Origin of the sequence: Roseateles oligotrophus, assembly GCF_014204525.1 — a bacterium.
GTDB lineage: Bacteria > Pseudomonadota > Gammaproteobacteria > Burkholderiales > Burkholderiaceae_C > Paucibacter_A > Paucibacter_A oligotrophus_A.
Window position 1 is genome coordinate 503,765 of record NZ_JACHLP010000001.1, and the last position, 15,087, is coordinate 518,851.

A 15,087-nucleotide genomic window follows, 5' to 3' on the forward strand; every position below is an offset into this window, starting at 1 on the left:
GTTCGCCAAGTTCTATCGAGTTTCAGCCAGCCGCCCCGACCATGCCGCCCCGCGCCAAAGCCCGCCCCCAGACCCGCACCAGCTTGCCCCCCCTGGACCCGCTGCGCTTCGCGCCCAGCAGCGCCCGCCCGGTGCGGGCCAAGTCCAGGCTGCTGGAGCACGATGTGGACATCCTGCCCCACCAGCACGATTGGGGTCAGCTGGTGTTTTCGATCAGCGGCGTGGTGCGGGTCAGCACGGCCAGCGCAACCTTTCTGGTGCCGCCCTCGCGCGCGGTCTGGATCCCACCCAAGGTGGTGCACGCGGTCACGGCGGTGGAGCGGGTGGATCTGCGCACGCTCTATCTGCACCAGCATGCCGAGCGCATAGGCCCCGGCCTGGCGCCGGACGAGGCCAGGGCCTGGCGGGATTGCCGGGTGCTGGAGGTCTCGCCCCTGCTGCGCGAGCTGGTGCTGCAGCTGGCGGTGGCGCCCGATGCCCCGCCGCTTGTGAGCTCGCAACAGATCGCCCCACAGGCGCAGCTGCGCGAACACTGCATCGCCACCCTGATCGAGGACGAGCTGCGCCGCGCCCGCAGCCTGCGCCTGGGCGTGGACCTGCCGCAGGACAAGCGCCTGCGCAAGCTCTGCGAGGCGATGCTGAAAGACCCGCAGCGCCATGCCGACCTGGACGGCTGGGCGGCCGAGGTCGGCGCCAGCACCCGCACCCTGGCCCGCTTGTTCAGGCAGGAGCTGGACAGCAGCTATGCCCAGTGGCGCCAGCAGGTGCTGCTGGCCCGCGCCCTCAGCCTGGCCGCCCGCAAGCAGCCCATGAAGCTGATCGCCGCCGAACTGGGCTATGCCAGCGCCAGCGCTTTTTCCGCGATGGTGCGACGCACCGTAGGCATGCCACCCAGCCGGTTTTTCGCCGAAGCCTAAAATTGAGCCCATGAACCAAGTGCTCTTCGACTACCCCCTCCAGGACGCCGCCGGCCAAAGCTGCACGGCCCATGCCTGGGCCAAGGTGCCCGCCCCTCTCCAGCCCAGCCAGCGCCAGGCGCTGAAGGCCGAGGCCGCGGCGCTGTTGAAATCCCACAACGCCGTGCTGGTGGCGCATTACTACGTGGACGGCGATCTACAAGACCTGGCGCTGGAGACCGGCGGCATCGTCTCCGACTCGCTGGAGATGGCCCGCTTCGGCCGCGACCACGCCGCCCAGACCCTGGTGGTGGCCGGCGTGCGCTTTATGGGCGAGAGCGCCAAGATCCTGAGCCCCGAGAAGCGCGTGCTGATGCCCGATCTGGACGCCACCTGCTCGCTGGACCTGGGCTGCCCGGCCGACGAGTTCGCCGCCTTCTGCGACGCCCACCCCGAGCGCAAGGTGGTGGTCTACGCCAATACCAGCGCCGCCGTGAAGGCGCGGGCCGACTGGATGGTCACCAGCTCCTGCGCGCTGGAGATCGTCGCCGACCTGCATGCCAGGGGCGAAAAAATCCTCTGGGCGCCCGACCGCCATCTGGGCCGCTACATCCAGGAGCAGACCGGCGCCGATATGCTGATGTGGAACGGTGCCTGCATCGTGCACGATGAGTTCAAGGGTTTGGAGCTGGAACTGCTGCGCGAGCAGCACCCCGGCGCGATGATTCTGGTCCACCCGGAGTCGCCCAAGAGCGTGGTCGAGATGGCCGATGTGGTGGGTTCCACCTCGGCCCTGATCAAGGCCGTGGTCGAGGGCCAGGCGCAGGAATACATCGTCGCCACCGACAACGGCATCCTGCACCGCATGCGCCAGCTGGCGCCGGGCAAGACCCTGATCGAGGCGCCCACCGCCGGCAACAGCGCCACCTGCAAGAGCTGCGCCCACTGCCCCTGGATGGCCATGAATGGCTTGCAAAACCTGATCGACTGCCTGCGCAGCGGCCAGGGCGAGATCACGGTGGACGAGCCCACCCGCGTCAAGGCCCTGGGCTGCATCGCCCGCATGCTGGACTTCACCGCGGCCTTGAAGGCCAGGCAGGGCGGCCTGGTGCCAGGCATAGGCGCGGCCTGAATTGGGGCCCTGGGGGCCCGCATTTCCGCCCGCCACCGCCAGGCCCCGGGGCTTATCCTGGCGAACCATTGCAAGGGAGACGCAGATGAACCAGGACTTCAGCTCGCTGTACAACTACCACGAGCGCGAGGTGCTCGGCGCCGTGATGAAGGCGGCCGACGACTACCCCGATATCCGGGCCGACAGCGATCTGCTGTGCGATGTGGCCTGCGTGGCGCTGAACCGCCTGCCGCCCCGCTACATCCGCCACGCGGTGGACTTTCTGTTCTACCTGACCGAGCACGAGCGCAGCGAGATCGATGCCGCCATCCTCGAGGCCGTCAACTACGCCTTCGTCTTTGTGCAGGCCCGCAGCAGCTTGCGGGCCAATGGCTGAGCCCCTGCTCAGCGGCTCTTCAAGCCTCGCTCCGCCATCAGCACGGTCGGGAAGCTGACCGGCAGGGTGCGCGGATAGTCGCGGCTGAAATGCAGGCCGCGGCTCTCATGCCGCAAGAGCGCCGAGCGCACGATCAGCTCGCCGCAATCGAGCAGATTGCGCAGCTCCAGCAGATCACGGCTGACGCGGAAATTGGCGTAGTAATCGTCGATCTCGCCGCGCAGCAGCTGGATGCGGTGCAGGGCCCGATCCAGGCGCTTGGTGGTGCGCACAATCCCGACGTAGTTCCACATCAGGAGCCGTAGCTCGTCCCAGTTATGGGCGATCACCACCTGCTCGTCGGCGTCTTCCACCTGGCTCTCGTCCCAGGCCGGCAGCGGCGCCGGGGCCAGCGCCGGCAAGGCCTCGATATGGCTGGCGCAGGTCTGGCCCAGCACCACGCATTCCAGCAAGGAGTTGCTGGCCAGGCGGTTGGCGCCGTGCAGGCCGGTGTAACTGGTTTCACCCACGGCATAGAGGCCGGGCAGATCACAGCTGCCGTTCAGATCGGTCACCACCCCGCCGCAGGTGAAGTGCACGGCCGGCACGACGGGAATCATCTGCTTGGCGATGTCCAGCCCCAGGCTCAGGCAGCGCGCATAAACCGTCGGGAAGTGCTCCTTCAAAAAGGCTTCACCCAGATGGGTGGCGTCCAGCCACACATGGTCCAGGCCATGTTTTTTCATCTCGAAGTCGATGGCGCGGGCGACGATATCGCGCGGCGCCAGTTCCATGCGCTCGTCATGTGCGGCCATGAAGCGGGTGCCGTCGGGCAATTTCAAATGCCCGCCCTCGCCGCGCAAGGCCTCGGTGATCAGAAAGCTGCGCTCCTGCGGGTGGTACAAGCAGGTGGGGTGGAACTGGATGAACTCCATATTCGCCACCCGGCAGCCGGCCCGCCAGGCCATGGCGATGCCGTCGCCGGTGGAGGTGTCGGGGTTGGTCGTGTAGCGGTAGACCTTGCCGGCGCCGCCGGTGGCCAGCACCACGGCCTGGGCGGCCAGGGCCTCGACCTTCTGGCCATCGATGTCGAGGGCGTACAGCCCATAGCAGCGCGGCTCCTCCTCGGCATGCAGATGGCGGGAGGTGATCAGGTCCAGCGCCATCCAGCGCTGGCGCAGATCGATATTGGGGTGGGCCGCGGCGGCGGCCAGCAACTGGTCGTGGATGGCCTTGCCGGTGGCATCGGCCGCGTGCGCGATGCGGCGCACCGCATGGCCGCCCTCGCGGGTCAGGTGCAGACCCAGCGGGCCGGCGCTGTCCGGCGTGAAGGGCACGCCCTGGCGCACCAGCCATTCCACCGCCTGGGCGCTGCGCTCGGCGATGAAGCGGGCCGTGGCCTCGTCCACCAGGCCGGCGCCGGCGTCCTGGGTGTCGCGCACATGGCTGTCTATGCTGTCGTCCGGCCCCAGCACGCCGACGATGCCACCCTGGGCCCAGGCCGTGGCGCCCTCGTTCAGCTCGCGCTTGGCCAGCACGATGACGGGCTGGCGGTCGGCCAGATGCAGGGCCACGGTCAGGCCGGCCAGGCCGGCGCCGACGATGACGATGGGCAGGGTCGGATTCGCCATGGCAGCGTCAGCAACAGAGGAATCGGGAGTTCGGGGGGACGCAGCAGCGGCAGCACTCATGCAAGAGCCTCGCGCCTCGCAAGCAAGGCGCCATCAATAGGAATGGGGCATTCTACGAAGAGCGCGGCCACTGCCAGCCCCAAGGCCCGATAAAGCTGGGCAATCAGCGATCCGAAAGCGAACGCCAGCGCGGCTTCAGCCAGCGATAAGCCAGGCCGGCCAGGGCCAGCATGGCCGTGGCGCCCAGCCAAAGCAGGGGCGAACCGGCGGCCCAGGACGAGGTCTGCCGCTGCGCCAGGCGCTGCGCCAAGCTGTCCAGCTCCCGATTGAGACTGGCCTGCTCCTGCTGCAAGCTGGTGAATTCACGCTCGGCCTGCTGAACGCGCTGGCTTAGGCCCGAGGCCGACGCCAGGGCCTCGGCCGGCGCTGCGGCGGGGGGGCGCCCCGGCTCCAAGCTCATCAGCAACGCAAAGCCCGCGCGCGCCGGATTCTGCGCATCTTGCTGCCAATCCCCCGCCGTCTTGCTGGCGCGCCTGGCCCTGCCGCTGTCGAGATCAAAGCGCAGCCGATCCGGTCCCAGGACCACCGGCTTGACGCGAGCCGGCGCCTTGGCCAAGGTGGCCGTGGATGATGGAGCGGCCAAGGCTGCCGACGGCTTGGCAGCAGCGGCCGGCACGGGGTCGATGAAAGCGGTGATTTGCTGCTGCGGGCAGCCCAGGGCCAGCTTGAGCACCGGCTCCTCGATGGCGACCGTGGTCTTGATCCAGATCCAGCCGCTCTGGCTGTCGGCCGGGTAGTCCACCGTCTTTTGCACCTGCTGCGCGGGCAAGACCTGGTTGGCCGTCTCTATCGTGACCTGGATGCAATCCACATTCAGGGTTTCGCCCGGGCTGAGCCGCAGCGGCAGCTTCAACGACAAGGCCTCGCCCAGGCCGGACAGGGTCTGCGGCCGGCCCAGCTCCATGGCCATGCTGCCCGCGCAAGCCAAACCCAGGCCAAGCGCCAGCACGACCGAACCGGGTCGTTGGCAAAAACGGGCGGGGCCTGGTTTGAGCACGGAGAGTCGACTTTCTCGCTTGGGTTGCTTGTCTGTGCAATTTGGGGGTTTGGCCCGCGCCTTCGAGCGCCGCGGTCGGCCCAGCCACCCGGCATACGGCCCGGATTTCGACCCGGACTCTAGCATGCAGGCCGGGCCAGTTTGCTCGGGGAAATCCGGCTTTCTCGCCGGCAACAACAGCCAGCCAGACCGCCCCGGCCACCCCGACAAGCCGCGGCCGGGGCCGAACAGGGTCGCCGCTACAATCCGCCCACCCAAAATCAAGCCGCGACCATGTCTTCCAATCCGTCCGTGACACGATTTCCCCTGCGCACTCTCGTCCTGCAACTCGGCCTCAGCCTGAGCCTGGGACTGTGCAACGCTGCGGCCCGTGCCGACGATGTGAGCGATGTGCAAGCCCTGCTGTCCCAGGGCAAGGCCGCGGACGGACTGAAGAAGATAGACACCCTGCTGCAGGCCAAGCCCAATGACGCGCGCCTGCGCCTGCAGCGCGGCATCGCACTGTCGCAGCTGAACCGCCAGGCCGAGGCCATTGCCGTCTTCCAGAAGCTGATCGAGACCAACCCCGACCTGCCCGGCCCCTACAACAATCTGGCCGTCATCTACGGCAGCCAGGGCGACTACGAAAAGGCCCGCCAGGCCCTGGAACTGGCCATACGCACCAATCCCGGCTATGCCACCGCCTTCCAGAATCTGGGCGATGTCTACGCCCGCCTGGCCGGCCAGGCCTATAAGAAAGCCCTGGCCCTGGACAAGGGCGACAACCATCTGCCGCTGAAGCTGGCCGTGGTGCAAAACATGTTTGAAGCCAGCGTGGACCCGCGCGCGGCCAAGGTGGCCACGCAAGCCGCTGCGGCCAAGCCAGCCGCGGCAACACCGCCCACGCCGGCAGTCACCAAGCCCGCGCCCGCCGCGACACCGGCACCTGCTCCTGCTCCGGTCGCCGCCAAACCCGTGGCCGTGGCCGCTGCATCGGCGCCAGCCGCGCCGGCCGCCCCGGTCACCCCGGCCGCCAAGCCCGACAACAGCGCCGCACAAGAAGCCCAGGCCCAGGAAGTAGCGCTCAACAAAGCCGTGCAAGCCTGGGCCCAGGCCTGGAGCGAGCGCGATATGAAGGACTATTACAAGGCCTACGCACCCGAGTTCAAGGGCAAGTCCGCCAGCCGCAAGGCCTGGGAAGAAGACCGCCGCGCCCGCATCATGGGCAAGAAGAAGATCAAGGTGGAACTCTCCCAGCTGAAAATCAAGCTGAACGGCGACAAGGCCAGCGTCAGCTTCCGCCAGGACTACAACTCCGACTCGCTGGACGTGAAGAGCAGCAAGACCTTGCAGCTGATCAAGTCCAAGTCCGGTGCCTGGCTGATCACGCAAGAGTCGGCCGGCTGAACTGCAGAACCCCGCTCCTTTCTCTCTCTATTTCTCTTCTTTCTCCCCGGGCTGATATGCAGGACCCCCAACAGGCGCCCGACTCCGCGGCGCCCTCAGCCTCGAAGCGACGGCCCAAGCCGGCCCAATATGGGCTGCTGCGCGCCGCCCTGCTGCTGGCCTGCGTCGGTGGCACGGCCGTCGTGGGCCTGAGCGGCATGAACTTTCTATCCTCCCGGGTGGAGGCCTACGTCCCGCAGCGCCCGGCCGCGGCCACCAGCAGCCCCCAACCCAGCTTGCTGACGGCCCGGCTGAACACCCAGACGCCCGAGGGCCAGCTGATCTCGGCCTACCAGTTGCTGGCCAAAGGCGAAGAAAGCCAAGCCTTCGAGACCGTCGAAGCCCTGGTCAAACGCCAACCCGATTTCTCGCTGGCTCAGCTGGTTTACGCCGATCTGCTGCTGGCCCGCAGCACGCCAGAGGCCGCCGCCCAGGCCTTGGCCGGCGCGAGCGAGGAGCAGCGCGAGCGCAGCCAAGCCCTGCGCCAGGAGGCCCGCCTGCGCCTGGCCGCCCTGGTGGAGCGGCCGCCGCAAGACGCCCTGCCCAAGGAATTGATAGGCCTGCCCGCCACGGTCCAGCACGCCATCGTGGTGGACACGCAAAAAGCCCGGCTCTATCTCTTCCAGAACCGCGGCCAAGGCATGGAGCTGGTCAAGGACAGCTATGTCTCGCTGGGCAAGGCCGGCGTCTCCAAGCAGATGGAAGGCGACCAGCGCACGCCGCTGGGTGTCTACCAGGTGGGCCTGCGGCGCGACGAAGCAGCGGCCCGCTACGGCGCCGCCGCCCTGCCGCTGAACTACCCGAACGAGTACGACCGCATGGTGGGCCGCGGCGGCAGCAGCATCTGGCTGCATGGCGAGCGGGCCGGCAGTTATGCGCGCGGGCCGCAATCGACCGACGGCTGCATCGTGCTCAGCAACGACGATATGCAGTTCCTGGCCGACACGGTCAAGGCGCGCGAGACGCCGGTGCTGATTTTTGAGCATGTGGACTGGGTCGCCAAAAAGGATGGCAAGACCCCGGTGGATGCGCAGTTTGAAAGCGCCTTCAGGCAATGGCAGCAGGCCCGTCTGCAGCAGGACGCGAATGCCTTGCGCGGCCTGTACGAGCCCGGTCTGCAGCGCGGCTCCGACAGCGAAGCCCAGCGCCTGGCCCACAATCTGGCCCGCATGCAAGCCCATGAGCTGCCGGTGCAAAGCCTGGAACGCCTGAGCGTGCTGCCCAGCCAGGACCTGGAGCCGGTGATGATCGTCACCTACCGCGAACTCAGCGCCCTCAACCCCACGCCGGCGCTCAAGCGCCAGTACTGGCGCCAGCAGGAGGGGCGCTGGCGCATCATTTTTGACGGCGTGGTCAGTTGAAGAAAAAGGGCAGCCCAGGCTGCCCTTTTTAGCTTCAGTGCACCGTGCGCCCGAACTGGAACTCGCCCTCGGCATAGTCCACCGGGATCACATCCTTGGGCCCGAACCTGCCCTGCAGAATCAGCTTGGAGAGCGGGTTCTCGATGCGCTGCTGGATGGCGCGCTTGAGCGGGCGGGCGCCGAAGACCGGGTCGAAACCCGCCTTGGCCAGCTCGGCCAGGGCGACGGGGCTGACATCCAGCGTCATCTCCATTTTCTCCAGGCGCTGCTCCAGGATCTTCAGCTGGATCTTGGCGATCGCCTCGATGTGTTTGGCGTCCAGGGCATGGAAGACCACGGTCTCGTCGATGCGGTTCAAGAACTCGGGGCGGAAATGCGCTTTCACCTCGCCCCACACCGCCTCGCGAATCAGCTCGGAGGACTCGCCCGCCAAGGCCATGATCTGCTGTGAGCCCAGATTGCTGGTCATCACGATGACGGTGTTCTTGAAGTCCACCGTGCGGCCCTGGCCGTCGGTCAGGCGGCCATCGTCCAGCACCTGCAGCAAGACATTGAAGACATCGGGATGGGCCTTCTCCACCTCGTCCAGCAAGAGCACCGAATAAGGCTTGCGGCGCACGGCCTCGGTCAGCGCCCCGCCCTCTTCATAACCCACATAGCCGGGCGGCGCGCCGATCAGGCGGGACACCGAGTGCTTCTCCATGAACTCGCTCATGTCCATGCGCACCAGTTGCTCCTCGCTGTCGAACAAGAAACCGGCCAGGGCCTTGCACAGCTCGGTCTTGCCCACACCGGTGGGGCCCAGGAAGAGGAAGCTGCCGGTCGGGCGGTTCGGGTCCGACAGGCCGGCGCGCGAACGGCGGATGGCGTCGGCCACCGCGCTGATGGCTTCGTCCTGGCCCACCACGCGCTGGTGCAGCTTGGTTTCCATCTGCAAGAGCTTGTCGCGCTCGCCCTGCATCAGCTTGGCCACCGGGATGCCGGTGGCACGCGCCACCACCTCGGCGATTTCCTCGGCGCCCACCAGGGTGCGCAGCAGGCGCGGCTTGGCGTCGGGGCCTTTCTTACCGGCCTCGGTGGCCTGGGCGGCCTTGAGCTTTTTCTCCAGCTCGGGCAGCTTGCCGTATTGCAGCTCGGCCACCTTGTCGAAATCGCCCTTGCGGGTCAACTCCTCGATCTGGAAGCGCAGGCGCTCGATCTCCTCCTTGACCTGGGCCGAGCCCTGGGCCTGGGCCTTCTCGGTGGTCCAGATCTCTTCCAGCTCGGCGTACTCGCGCTGCAGCTTGAGCAGCTCTTCCTCGATCAGGCCCAGGCGTTTCTGCGAGGCCTCATCCTTCTCGCGCTTGACAGCCTCGCGCTCGATCTTGAGCTGGATCATGCGGCGGTCCAGCTTGTCCATCACCTCGGGGCGCGAGTCCAGCTCGATCTTGATCTTGGCGGCGGCCTCGTCGATCAAATCGATGGCCTTGTCGGGCAGGAAGCGGTCGGTGATGTAGCGATGGCTCAGCTCGGCCGCGGCGACGATGGCCGGGTCGGTGATCTCCACGCCGTGGTGCAGCTCGTACTTCTCCTGCAGGCCGCGCAGGATGGCGATGGTGGCCTCCACCGTGGGCTCGTCCACCATCACCTTCTGGAAGCGGCGCTCCAGGGCGGCGTCCTTCTCCACGTATTTGCGGTATTCGTCCAGCGTGGTCGCGCCTATGCAGTGCAGCTCGCCGCGCGCGAGTGCGGGCTTGAGCATATTGCCGGCGTCGATGGCACCCTCGGCCTTGCCGGCCCCCACCATGGTGTGGATCTCGTCGATGAAGACGATGGTCTGGCCCTCGTCCTGGGCCACTTCCTTGAGCACGCCCTTTAGACGTTCCTCGAAATCTCCACGGTATTTGGCCCCGGCCAGCAGCAAGGCCATGTCCAGCACCAGCACGCGCTTGTTCTTCAGGCTGTCGGGCACCTCGCCGTTGACGATGCGCTGGGCCAGGCCCTCGACGATGGCGGTCTTGCCCACGCCGGGCTCGCCGATCAGCACCGGGTTGTTCTTGCTGCGGCGCTGCAGCACCTGGATGGCGCGGCGGATCTCGTCGTCGCGGCCTATGACCGGGTCGAGCTTACCGTTGCGGGCGCGCTCGGTCAGGTCCAGGGTGTATTTCTTCAGCGCCTCGCGCTGGCCCTCGGCCTCGGCGCTGTCGACCTTCTGGCCGCCGCGCACGGCATCGATGGCGGCCTCCAGGGCCTTGCGGGTCAGGCCATGGCCACGCGCCACGCCGGCCAGATCGGTCTTGGCATCGCTGAGCGCCAACAGAAACATCTCGCTGGCGATGAACTGGTCGTCACGCTTGGCCGCCTCTTTCTCGGCGCCCTGCAGCAGCGAGATGAGGTCGCGGCCCGCCGTGACCTGCTGGCCCTCGCCCTTGACCTGGGGCAGGCCGGCCACAATGGTTTCCACGGCCGTCTTGAGGCCATTGATATTGACGCCGGCACGCTCCAACAGCGCCCGCGGGCCATCGTCCTGAACCAACATCGCCGCCAGCACATGGGCGGGCTCGATATAGGGGTTGTCGCGAACGACGGCCAGGCTTTGGGCCTCGGCCAGGGCTTCCTGAAAACGGCTGGTGAACTTGTCTGCACGCATGGCTTGAATCCTCCGATGGCTGACAAATGGGCCCGGCCAATCCTATTTCAAGCCCCGGCTTGCCGGCTCCAGCACCAAGCCCTGACAAAGCGCAAGGCCTCGTAGCGCGGGAAATACAGGGCAAACACCCCGTAGCACGCGCCGATTACTAACGCCAAGTCGAGACGTATAGTGGACACAGGCCGCTGTGCCGCCCTGCATTGAACGCCTGCCGTTTCGCGCAAAGGTCCGCCATGCACGATGTCTTGAATCCGCCTGCTCCGCGCCACCGCAACAAGGCTGCCGCCCTGGCCCTGGCCCTGCTGTGTGCCGCCACCGCGCCGGCGCAGGCCGATGAGGGCGCGGCCCCGCTGCGGCTGAGCGGCTTCGGCAGCCTGGGGCTCAGCCACAGCGATGGCGACTGGCTGTTCGCCCGCGAACAAACCCAGGTCGGCGCCGCGGGCCGGCTCAGCGCCTTGCCCGATTCTCGCCTGGGCCTGCAGGCCAACTGGAGCCCGTCGGAGCGCTGGGAAGGGGTGGCCCAGCTGGTCTTGCGCCAGCGTGCCAAGGACAGCCCGGTGAGCGAATCGCTGGAATGGGCTTTCATCGGCTACCACCCCGCCCCCAACTGGCATCTGCGCCTGGGCCGCACCAGCCCCGATGTCTTTCTGCAGGCCGATGTGCGCAACGTCGGCTATGCCCTGCCCTGGGCCCGGCCCAATGTGGAGTTCTATGGCTGGATGCCCGTCAACACCATGGACGGCGCCGACCTCAGCGTGGACTGGCAGGCCGCGCAGGCCGACTGGCGGGCCAAGCTTTCGCTGGGCCGCAGCCGCAGCACGGTGCAGGACTTGCGCAACGATGTTTCGGTGCGTCTGGACGCGCGCAAGCTGCTGGTGCTGAGCCTGAGCCGCGAGAGCGAGAACCTGCTGCTCAAGGCCAGCTATCTGCGCGCCGATCTGCACATCAGCTCGCCCGAAATCCTGCGCCAGCTGCAGCAAGGCATCGAGGCCCTGGCCACCCTGCCCGTCCCCGCCCTGGCGCCCCTGACCGCCCAGGCCCAGGCCCTGGCGCAAGACCTGGACAGCCACAGCACGGCCCAGTACTTCTCGCTGGGGCTGCAATACAACGGCTCGCCCTGGCAGGCCACGGCGGAGCTGAGCCGGGTGCAACTGGCCAGCGGCATGTCGGGCGGCTGGCGGGCTTATGCCTCGCTGGGCCGGCGCTGGCGCCATCTGACCGGCTATCTGATCGCCGGCCGCGCCCTGCCCGACCGGGCCGCCCTGCCCGCCCCGCAGGACTGGGAGGCCCAGCTGGCCCCGCTGCTGGGCCCGCAGGCCGCCGCCGGCGCCGCGGCCCTGGGCGCGGGTGCGGCCGGCGCGCTCAACGCCTTCCGCTTCGACCAGGCCTCGGTCGGCCTGGGCTTGCGCTACGACTTCCATCAGCGCATGGCGCTGAAGCTGCAGCTGGACCAGGTCCACACCTATGCCAACGGTGGCCTCGGCTGGCGGCACAACAGCGCGGAGCCGGGCCATGCCCGGGTGTTCTCGGCCGTTCTCGACTTTGTGTTCTGACCATGCGCCGCCGCCCCCTCCTCCTCCTCCTGCCGGCCTTGCTGGCCCTGGCCCGGGAATCCCAGGCCAAGGACGGCGAACTCTTCGTCGTCGTCCACAGCGCCAATCCCTTGCGCAGCATCAGCAAGAAAGAGCTGATCGCCCTGTACACCGGACGCAGCCGCCAGTTCCCCGACGGCAGCTTGGCCGAGCCCCTGGACCAGCCGCGCGACAGCCTCCTGCGCGAAGCCTTCTACGCCAACCTGACCGGCATGGATCTGGCGCAGATCAATAGCTACTGGGCCCGCCTGCTGTTCACCGGCCGGGTGCAAGCGCCGCAGGCCCTGGCCGATGACGCCGCCCTGCTGGCCGAACTCAAGCGCAACCGCCGCGCCATCGCTTACCTGAGCCGAGAACCCGGCGAGGGCGATTTGCGTGTCCTCATGATCTTGGGACGCTCCAGCTGAATGGATGCCAACGACACCGCCGCCACCCGCAACTACCGGCACAGCCTGCATGGCAAGTTCACCCTCATCCTGCTGGGCACGGCCAGCTTGCTGAGCCTGCTGGCCGCCCTGCTGGGCTTTCGGCTGGCCTATCAAAAAGCCCAGGAGTCGGCCCAGCTGACCCTGGACGCGGTGGCCACGGCGATCGAAAAAACCGTCGCCGTCGGCGTCTATGCCGACGACCGTGTGCTGCTCAAGGAATTGGTGGACGGCGTGGCCCGCGACCCCAACGCCGCCCGCGTCTGGGTGCAGAACAGCCGGGGCGAGGTTCTGGCGGGCAGCGCCGCCAAGCCCGGCGCCGAAGCGGCGGCCCTGGCCGAACCAGCCCCCAGCCTGCGGGTGGAAAAAGCGCTGCGCTCGCCCTTCGACAGCAGCGAGGCCCTGGGCCTGCTGGTGGTGCAGGGCGATGCCGTGCGCATCTCCGCCCAGGCCTTGCAGCAGGCGCGCTGGCTGGGCGCCGCCCTGGCCTGCCTGATCACGGTGCTGGCCCTGGTGCTCAACTTCGTCGTGCTGCGCATGCTGTCCCGGCCGATGACGGGGCTGGCCCGCAAGCTGGTGCAGCTGGAGGTGGGCAGCTCGCAACGCCTGCAGCTGGAGCGGCGGCACCGCCAGGACGAGGTGGGCACCGTGATCCGCGCCGCCAACCGCCTGCTCGCCGCCACCGAGACGGCGCTCAGCACCGAGCGCCGCCTGCATGCCGAGATCGCCGCCATGGAGGCCCAGTACCGGCAGATCTTCGACCACACCAGCGCCGGCATCTTTGTGCTCAGCGCCCAGGGCCGGCTGATCAATGGCAACCCGACGGTGATGCGGGTCATAGGCTCGGACTACGCCCAGCTGAGCGCCCTGCGCGGCGAGGACTTCATCCACAAGGTGTTTGCCGACCCCGCCCATGTGCATCAGATGATTGCCGACTCCGCCGCCCTGGGCCAGACCATGTCGGCCGATCTGGCCCTGCGCAGCGCCGATGCCGAGCCGCGCTGGGTGCACTGCCTGATCTCGGTCCAGGCCCACGGTGCCGAAACGGCCGACCCCATGGTGGAGGGCGTGATCTACGACGTGACCCAGCGCAAGAGCCAGGAATCGGCGGCCAGCCACCAGGCCGAGCACGACGCCCTGACCGGGCTGAAGAACCGGGTGGGCATCACCCATGCCCTGGACCGCCTGCTGTTGCAGGCCAAGGACGGCGGCCATGCCCTGACCCTGTTCTTCATCGACCTGGACGGCTTCAAGCGCGTCAACGACGAGCTGGGCCACCAGGCCGGCGACGAGGTCTTGATCGAATGCGGCCGGCGCCTGAGCGCCCTGGCCCGGCGCGGCAGCGATCTGGTGGGCCGGCTGGGCGGCGACGAGATGGTGATGGTGCTGGAAAAAGTCGCGGCCGACTCACCCTATGCCCAGCAACTGGCCGAACAAGCCCTGCAAGCCATCCAGCAGCCCATTGCCCTGAACGGCGGGGGCTGGGCCCGTGTGGGCGCCAGCATCGGCGTGGCCAGCTACCCCTGTCACGCCAGCCACCGCACGGCCTTGCTGAACGCCGCCGACGCCGCCATGTACGAGGTCAAGCGCCTGGGCAAGAACGGCATCCGGGTGGCGCCGCCGCTGGCGCCCTCAGGACAATAGCCACTGCATCAGGCGCAGACCCAGGGCCGCCGCGGCCAGCGCTCCCAGCACATGGGCGGCCGTGTGGGCCAAGGCCAGGCCGAACTCGCCCCGCTGCAGCATCAGCAAGGACTCGCCAGAAAAGCTGGAGAAGGTGGTCAGGCCGCCCAGCAAGCCGGTCACCAGCAGCAGGCGAAAAAACTCATCCGGCGTGCGGCCAAACCATTCCAGCGCCATGCCGATCAGCAGGCCGCCGACCAGATTCACCAACAAGGTGCCGAGCGGAAAACCCATCCAGGCCTGGTTGAGCCACAGGCCAGCCCCCCAGCGCAGCAAGGCCCCGACCGAGGCGCCGCCGGCCACGGCCAGGATCTTGAGCCACAGGCCGGCCGTCACGGCGGCGACGCCTCAGGCCCGCAATTGCCCGAGGCAATGCCCCAGCGCGCCAGCGCCGCATCGTCGCTGCTGCGGGCATCGACCCAGTGGGCGCCGCCGGGCGTGGTTTCCTTTTTCCAGAATGGCGCCTGGGTCTTCAGATAGTCCATCAGGAATTCGCAGGCGGCAAAGGCCTCGCCGCGATGGGCCGAGGCGACCAGCACCAGCACGATCTGCTCGCGTGCCTGCAGCACGCCCACGCGGTGGATCACCCGCGCGGCACGGATGTCGAAGCGGGCAAAAGCCGCATCGATCATGGCCTCGATGGCGGCCTCGGTCATGCCGGGGTAATGCTCCAGCTCCATCTGGCTGACGGACTCGCCCTGGCTGGACTCACGCACCGTGCCTACAAAAGAGACGACGGCGCCGATGCCGCCATCGGCCTGGCGCAAGGCCAGAGTCTCGGCGCTGAGGTCAAAATCCTCGGGCCGGATCGAAACGCGTGGATGGGATGTCATGGGGGGAATTGTTGCATCCCGGCCCGGCCAGGGCCTGTTAACACTGCGGGAATGGGCCGCGAAGGGTT

13 protein-coding genes are annotated in these 15,087 nt (G+C 67.9%); 8 read left to right on the top strand and 5 right to left on the bottom strand.

Annotated elements, in window-relative coordinates; translation table 11 throughout:
* Positions 1-41 precede the first annotated feature (41 nt).
* The 3 genes from HNP55_RS02310 (at position 42) to HNP55_RS02320 (ending at position 2,404) form a co-directional block, all read left to right on the top strand.
* Complete coding sequence (locus HNP55_RS02310) at positions 42-917, top strand: AraC family transcriptional regulator (protein WP_184295764.1); 876 nt, start codon at positions 42-44, stop codon at positions 915-917.
* Between the two features lie 10 nt (positions 918-927).
* On the top strand, positions 928-2,028 hold the full coding sequence (nadA, locus tag HNP55_RS02315) for a quinolinate synthase NadA (protein WP_184295766.1): 1,101 nt from the start codon (positions 928-930) through the stop codon (positions 2,026-2,028).
* Positions 2,029-2,113: 85 nt separating this feature from the next.
* Positions 2,114-2,404: a late competence development ComFB family protein gene (locus HNP55_RS02320; protein ID WP_184295768.1), complete on the top strand. Its 291-nt coding sequence runs from the start codon at positions 2,114-2,116 to the stop codon at positions 2,402-2,404.
* 8 nt (positions 2,405-2,412) lie between these two features.
* Here the strand turns inward: HNP55_RS02320 and nadB are convergent, their stop codons facing one another.
* A complete protein-coding gene (gene nadB / locus HNP55_RS02325) occupies positions 2,413-4,014 on the bottom strand; it encodes an L-aspartate oxidase (protein ID WP_246448115.1) in 1,602 nt (533 codons plus the stop codon).
* Positions 4,015-4,177: 163 nt separating this feature from the next.
* Positions 4,178-5,071: a hypothetical protein gene (locus HNP55_RS02330; protein WP_184295772.1), complete on the bottom strand. Its 894-nt coding sequence runs from the start codon at positions 5,069-5,071 to the stop codon at positions 4,178-4,180.
* Between the two features lie 291 nt (positions 5,072-5,362).
* On the opposite strand from HNP55_RS02330, the gene HNP55_RS02335 reads away from it, so the two are divergent.
* Positions 5,363-6,457: a tetratricopeptide repeat protein gene (locus HNP55_RS02335; RefSeq protein WP_348648641.1), complete on the top strand. Its 1,095-nt coding sequence runs from the start codon at positions 5,363-5,365 to the stop codon at positions 6,455-6,457.
* 56 nt (positions 6,458-6,513) lie between these two features.
* The gene (locus tag HNP55_RS02340; protein WP_184295776.1) at positions 6,514-7,857 is read left to right on the top strand and encodes a murein L,D-transpeptidase family protein; all 1,344 of its coding nucleotides are present in this window, start codon (positions 6,514-6,516) and stop codon (positions 7,855-7,857) included.
* Positions 7,858-7,891: 34 nt separating this feature from the next.
* Here the strand turns inward: HNP55_RS02340 and clpB are convergent, their stop codons facing one another.
* The gene (clpB, locus tag HNP55_RS02345; protein WP_184295778.1) at positions 7,892-10,486 is read right to left on the bottom strand and encodes an ATP-dependent chaperone ClpB; all 2,595 of its coding nucleotides are present in this window, start codon (positions 10,484-10,486) and stop codon (positions 7,892-7,894) included.
* Between the two features lie 233 nt (positions 10,487-10,719).
* On the opposite strand from clpB, the gene HNP55_RS02350 reads away from it, so the two are divergent.
* Genes HNP55_RS02350 through HNP55_RS02360 form a run of 3 tightly spaced genes read left to right on the top strand, consistent with a single transcriptional unit; the run spans position 10,720 to position 14,147 of the window.
* Positions 10,720-12,039 carry a hypothetical protein gene (locus HNP55_RS02350; protein WP_184295780.1) on the top strand — a complete coding sequence of 440 codons (1,320 nt, stop codon included), beginning with the start codon at positions 10,720-10,722 and terminating at the stop codon, positions 12,037-12,039.
* 2 nt (positions 12,040-12,041) lie between these two features.
* Positions 12,042-12,485: a hypothetical protein gene (locus tag HNP55_RS02355; protein ID WP_246448116.1), complete on the top strand. Its 444-nt coding sequence runs from the start codon at positions 12,042-12,044 to the stop codon at positions 12,483-12,485.
* The gene (locus HNP55_RS02360; protein WP_184295782.1) at positions 12,486-14,147 is read left to right on the top strand and encodes a sensor domain-containing diguanylate cyclase; all 1,662 of its coding nucleotides are present in this window, start codon (positions 12,486-12,488) and stop codon (positions 14,145-14,147) included. It abuts the gene before it with no gap.
* Here HNP55_RS02360 and HNP55_RS02365 read toward each other — a convergent pair.
* Both HNP55_RS02365 and HNP55_RS02370 read right to left on the bottom strand, forming a co-directional pair.
* Positions 14,136-14,522 carry a CrcB family protein gene (locus HNP55_RS02365; protein ID WP_348648642.1) on the bottom strand — a complete coding sequence of 129 codons (387 nt, stop codon included), beginning with the start codon at positions 14,520-14,522 and terminating at the stop codon, positions 14,136-14,138. The two genes, HNP55_RS02360 and HNP55_RS02365, sit on opposite strands and share 12 nt — an antisense overlap.
* Positions 14,519-15,019 carry a molybdenum cofactor biosynthesis protein MoaE gene (locus tag HNP55_RS02370; protein ID WP_184295784.1) on the bottom strand — a complete coding sequence of 167 codons (501 nt, stop codon included), beginning with the start codon at positions 15,017-15,019 and terminating at the stop codon, positions 14,519-14,521. The genes HNP55_RS02365 and HNP55_RS02370 overlap by 4 nt, the downstream gene beginning before the upstream one ends.
* Positions 15,020-15,087: the final 68 nt, after the last annotated feature.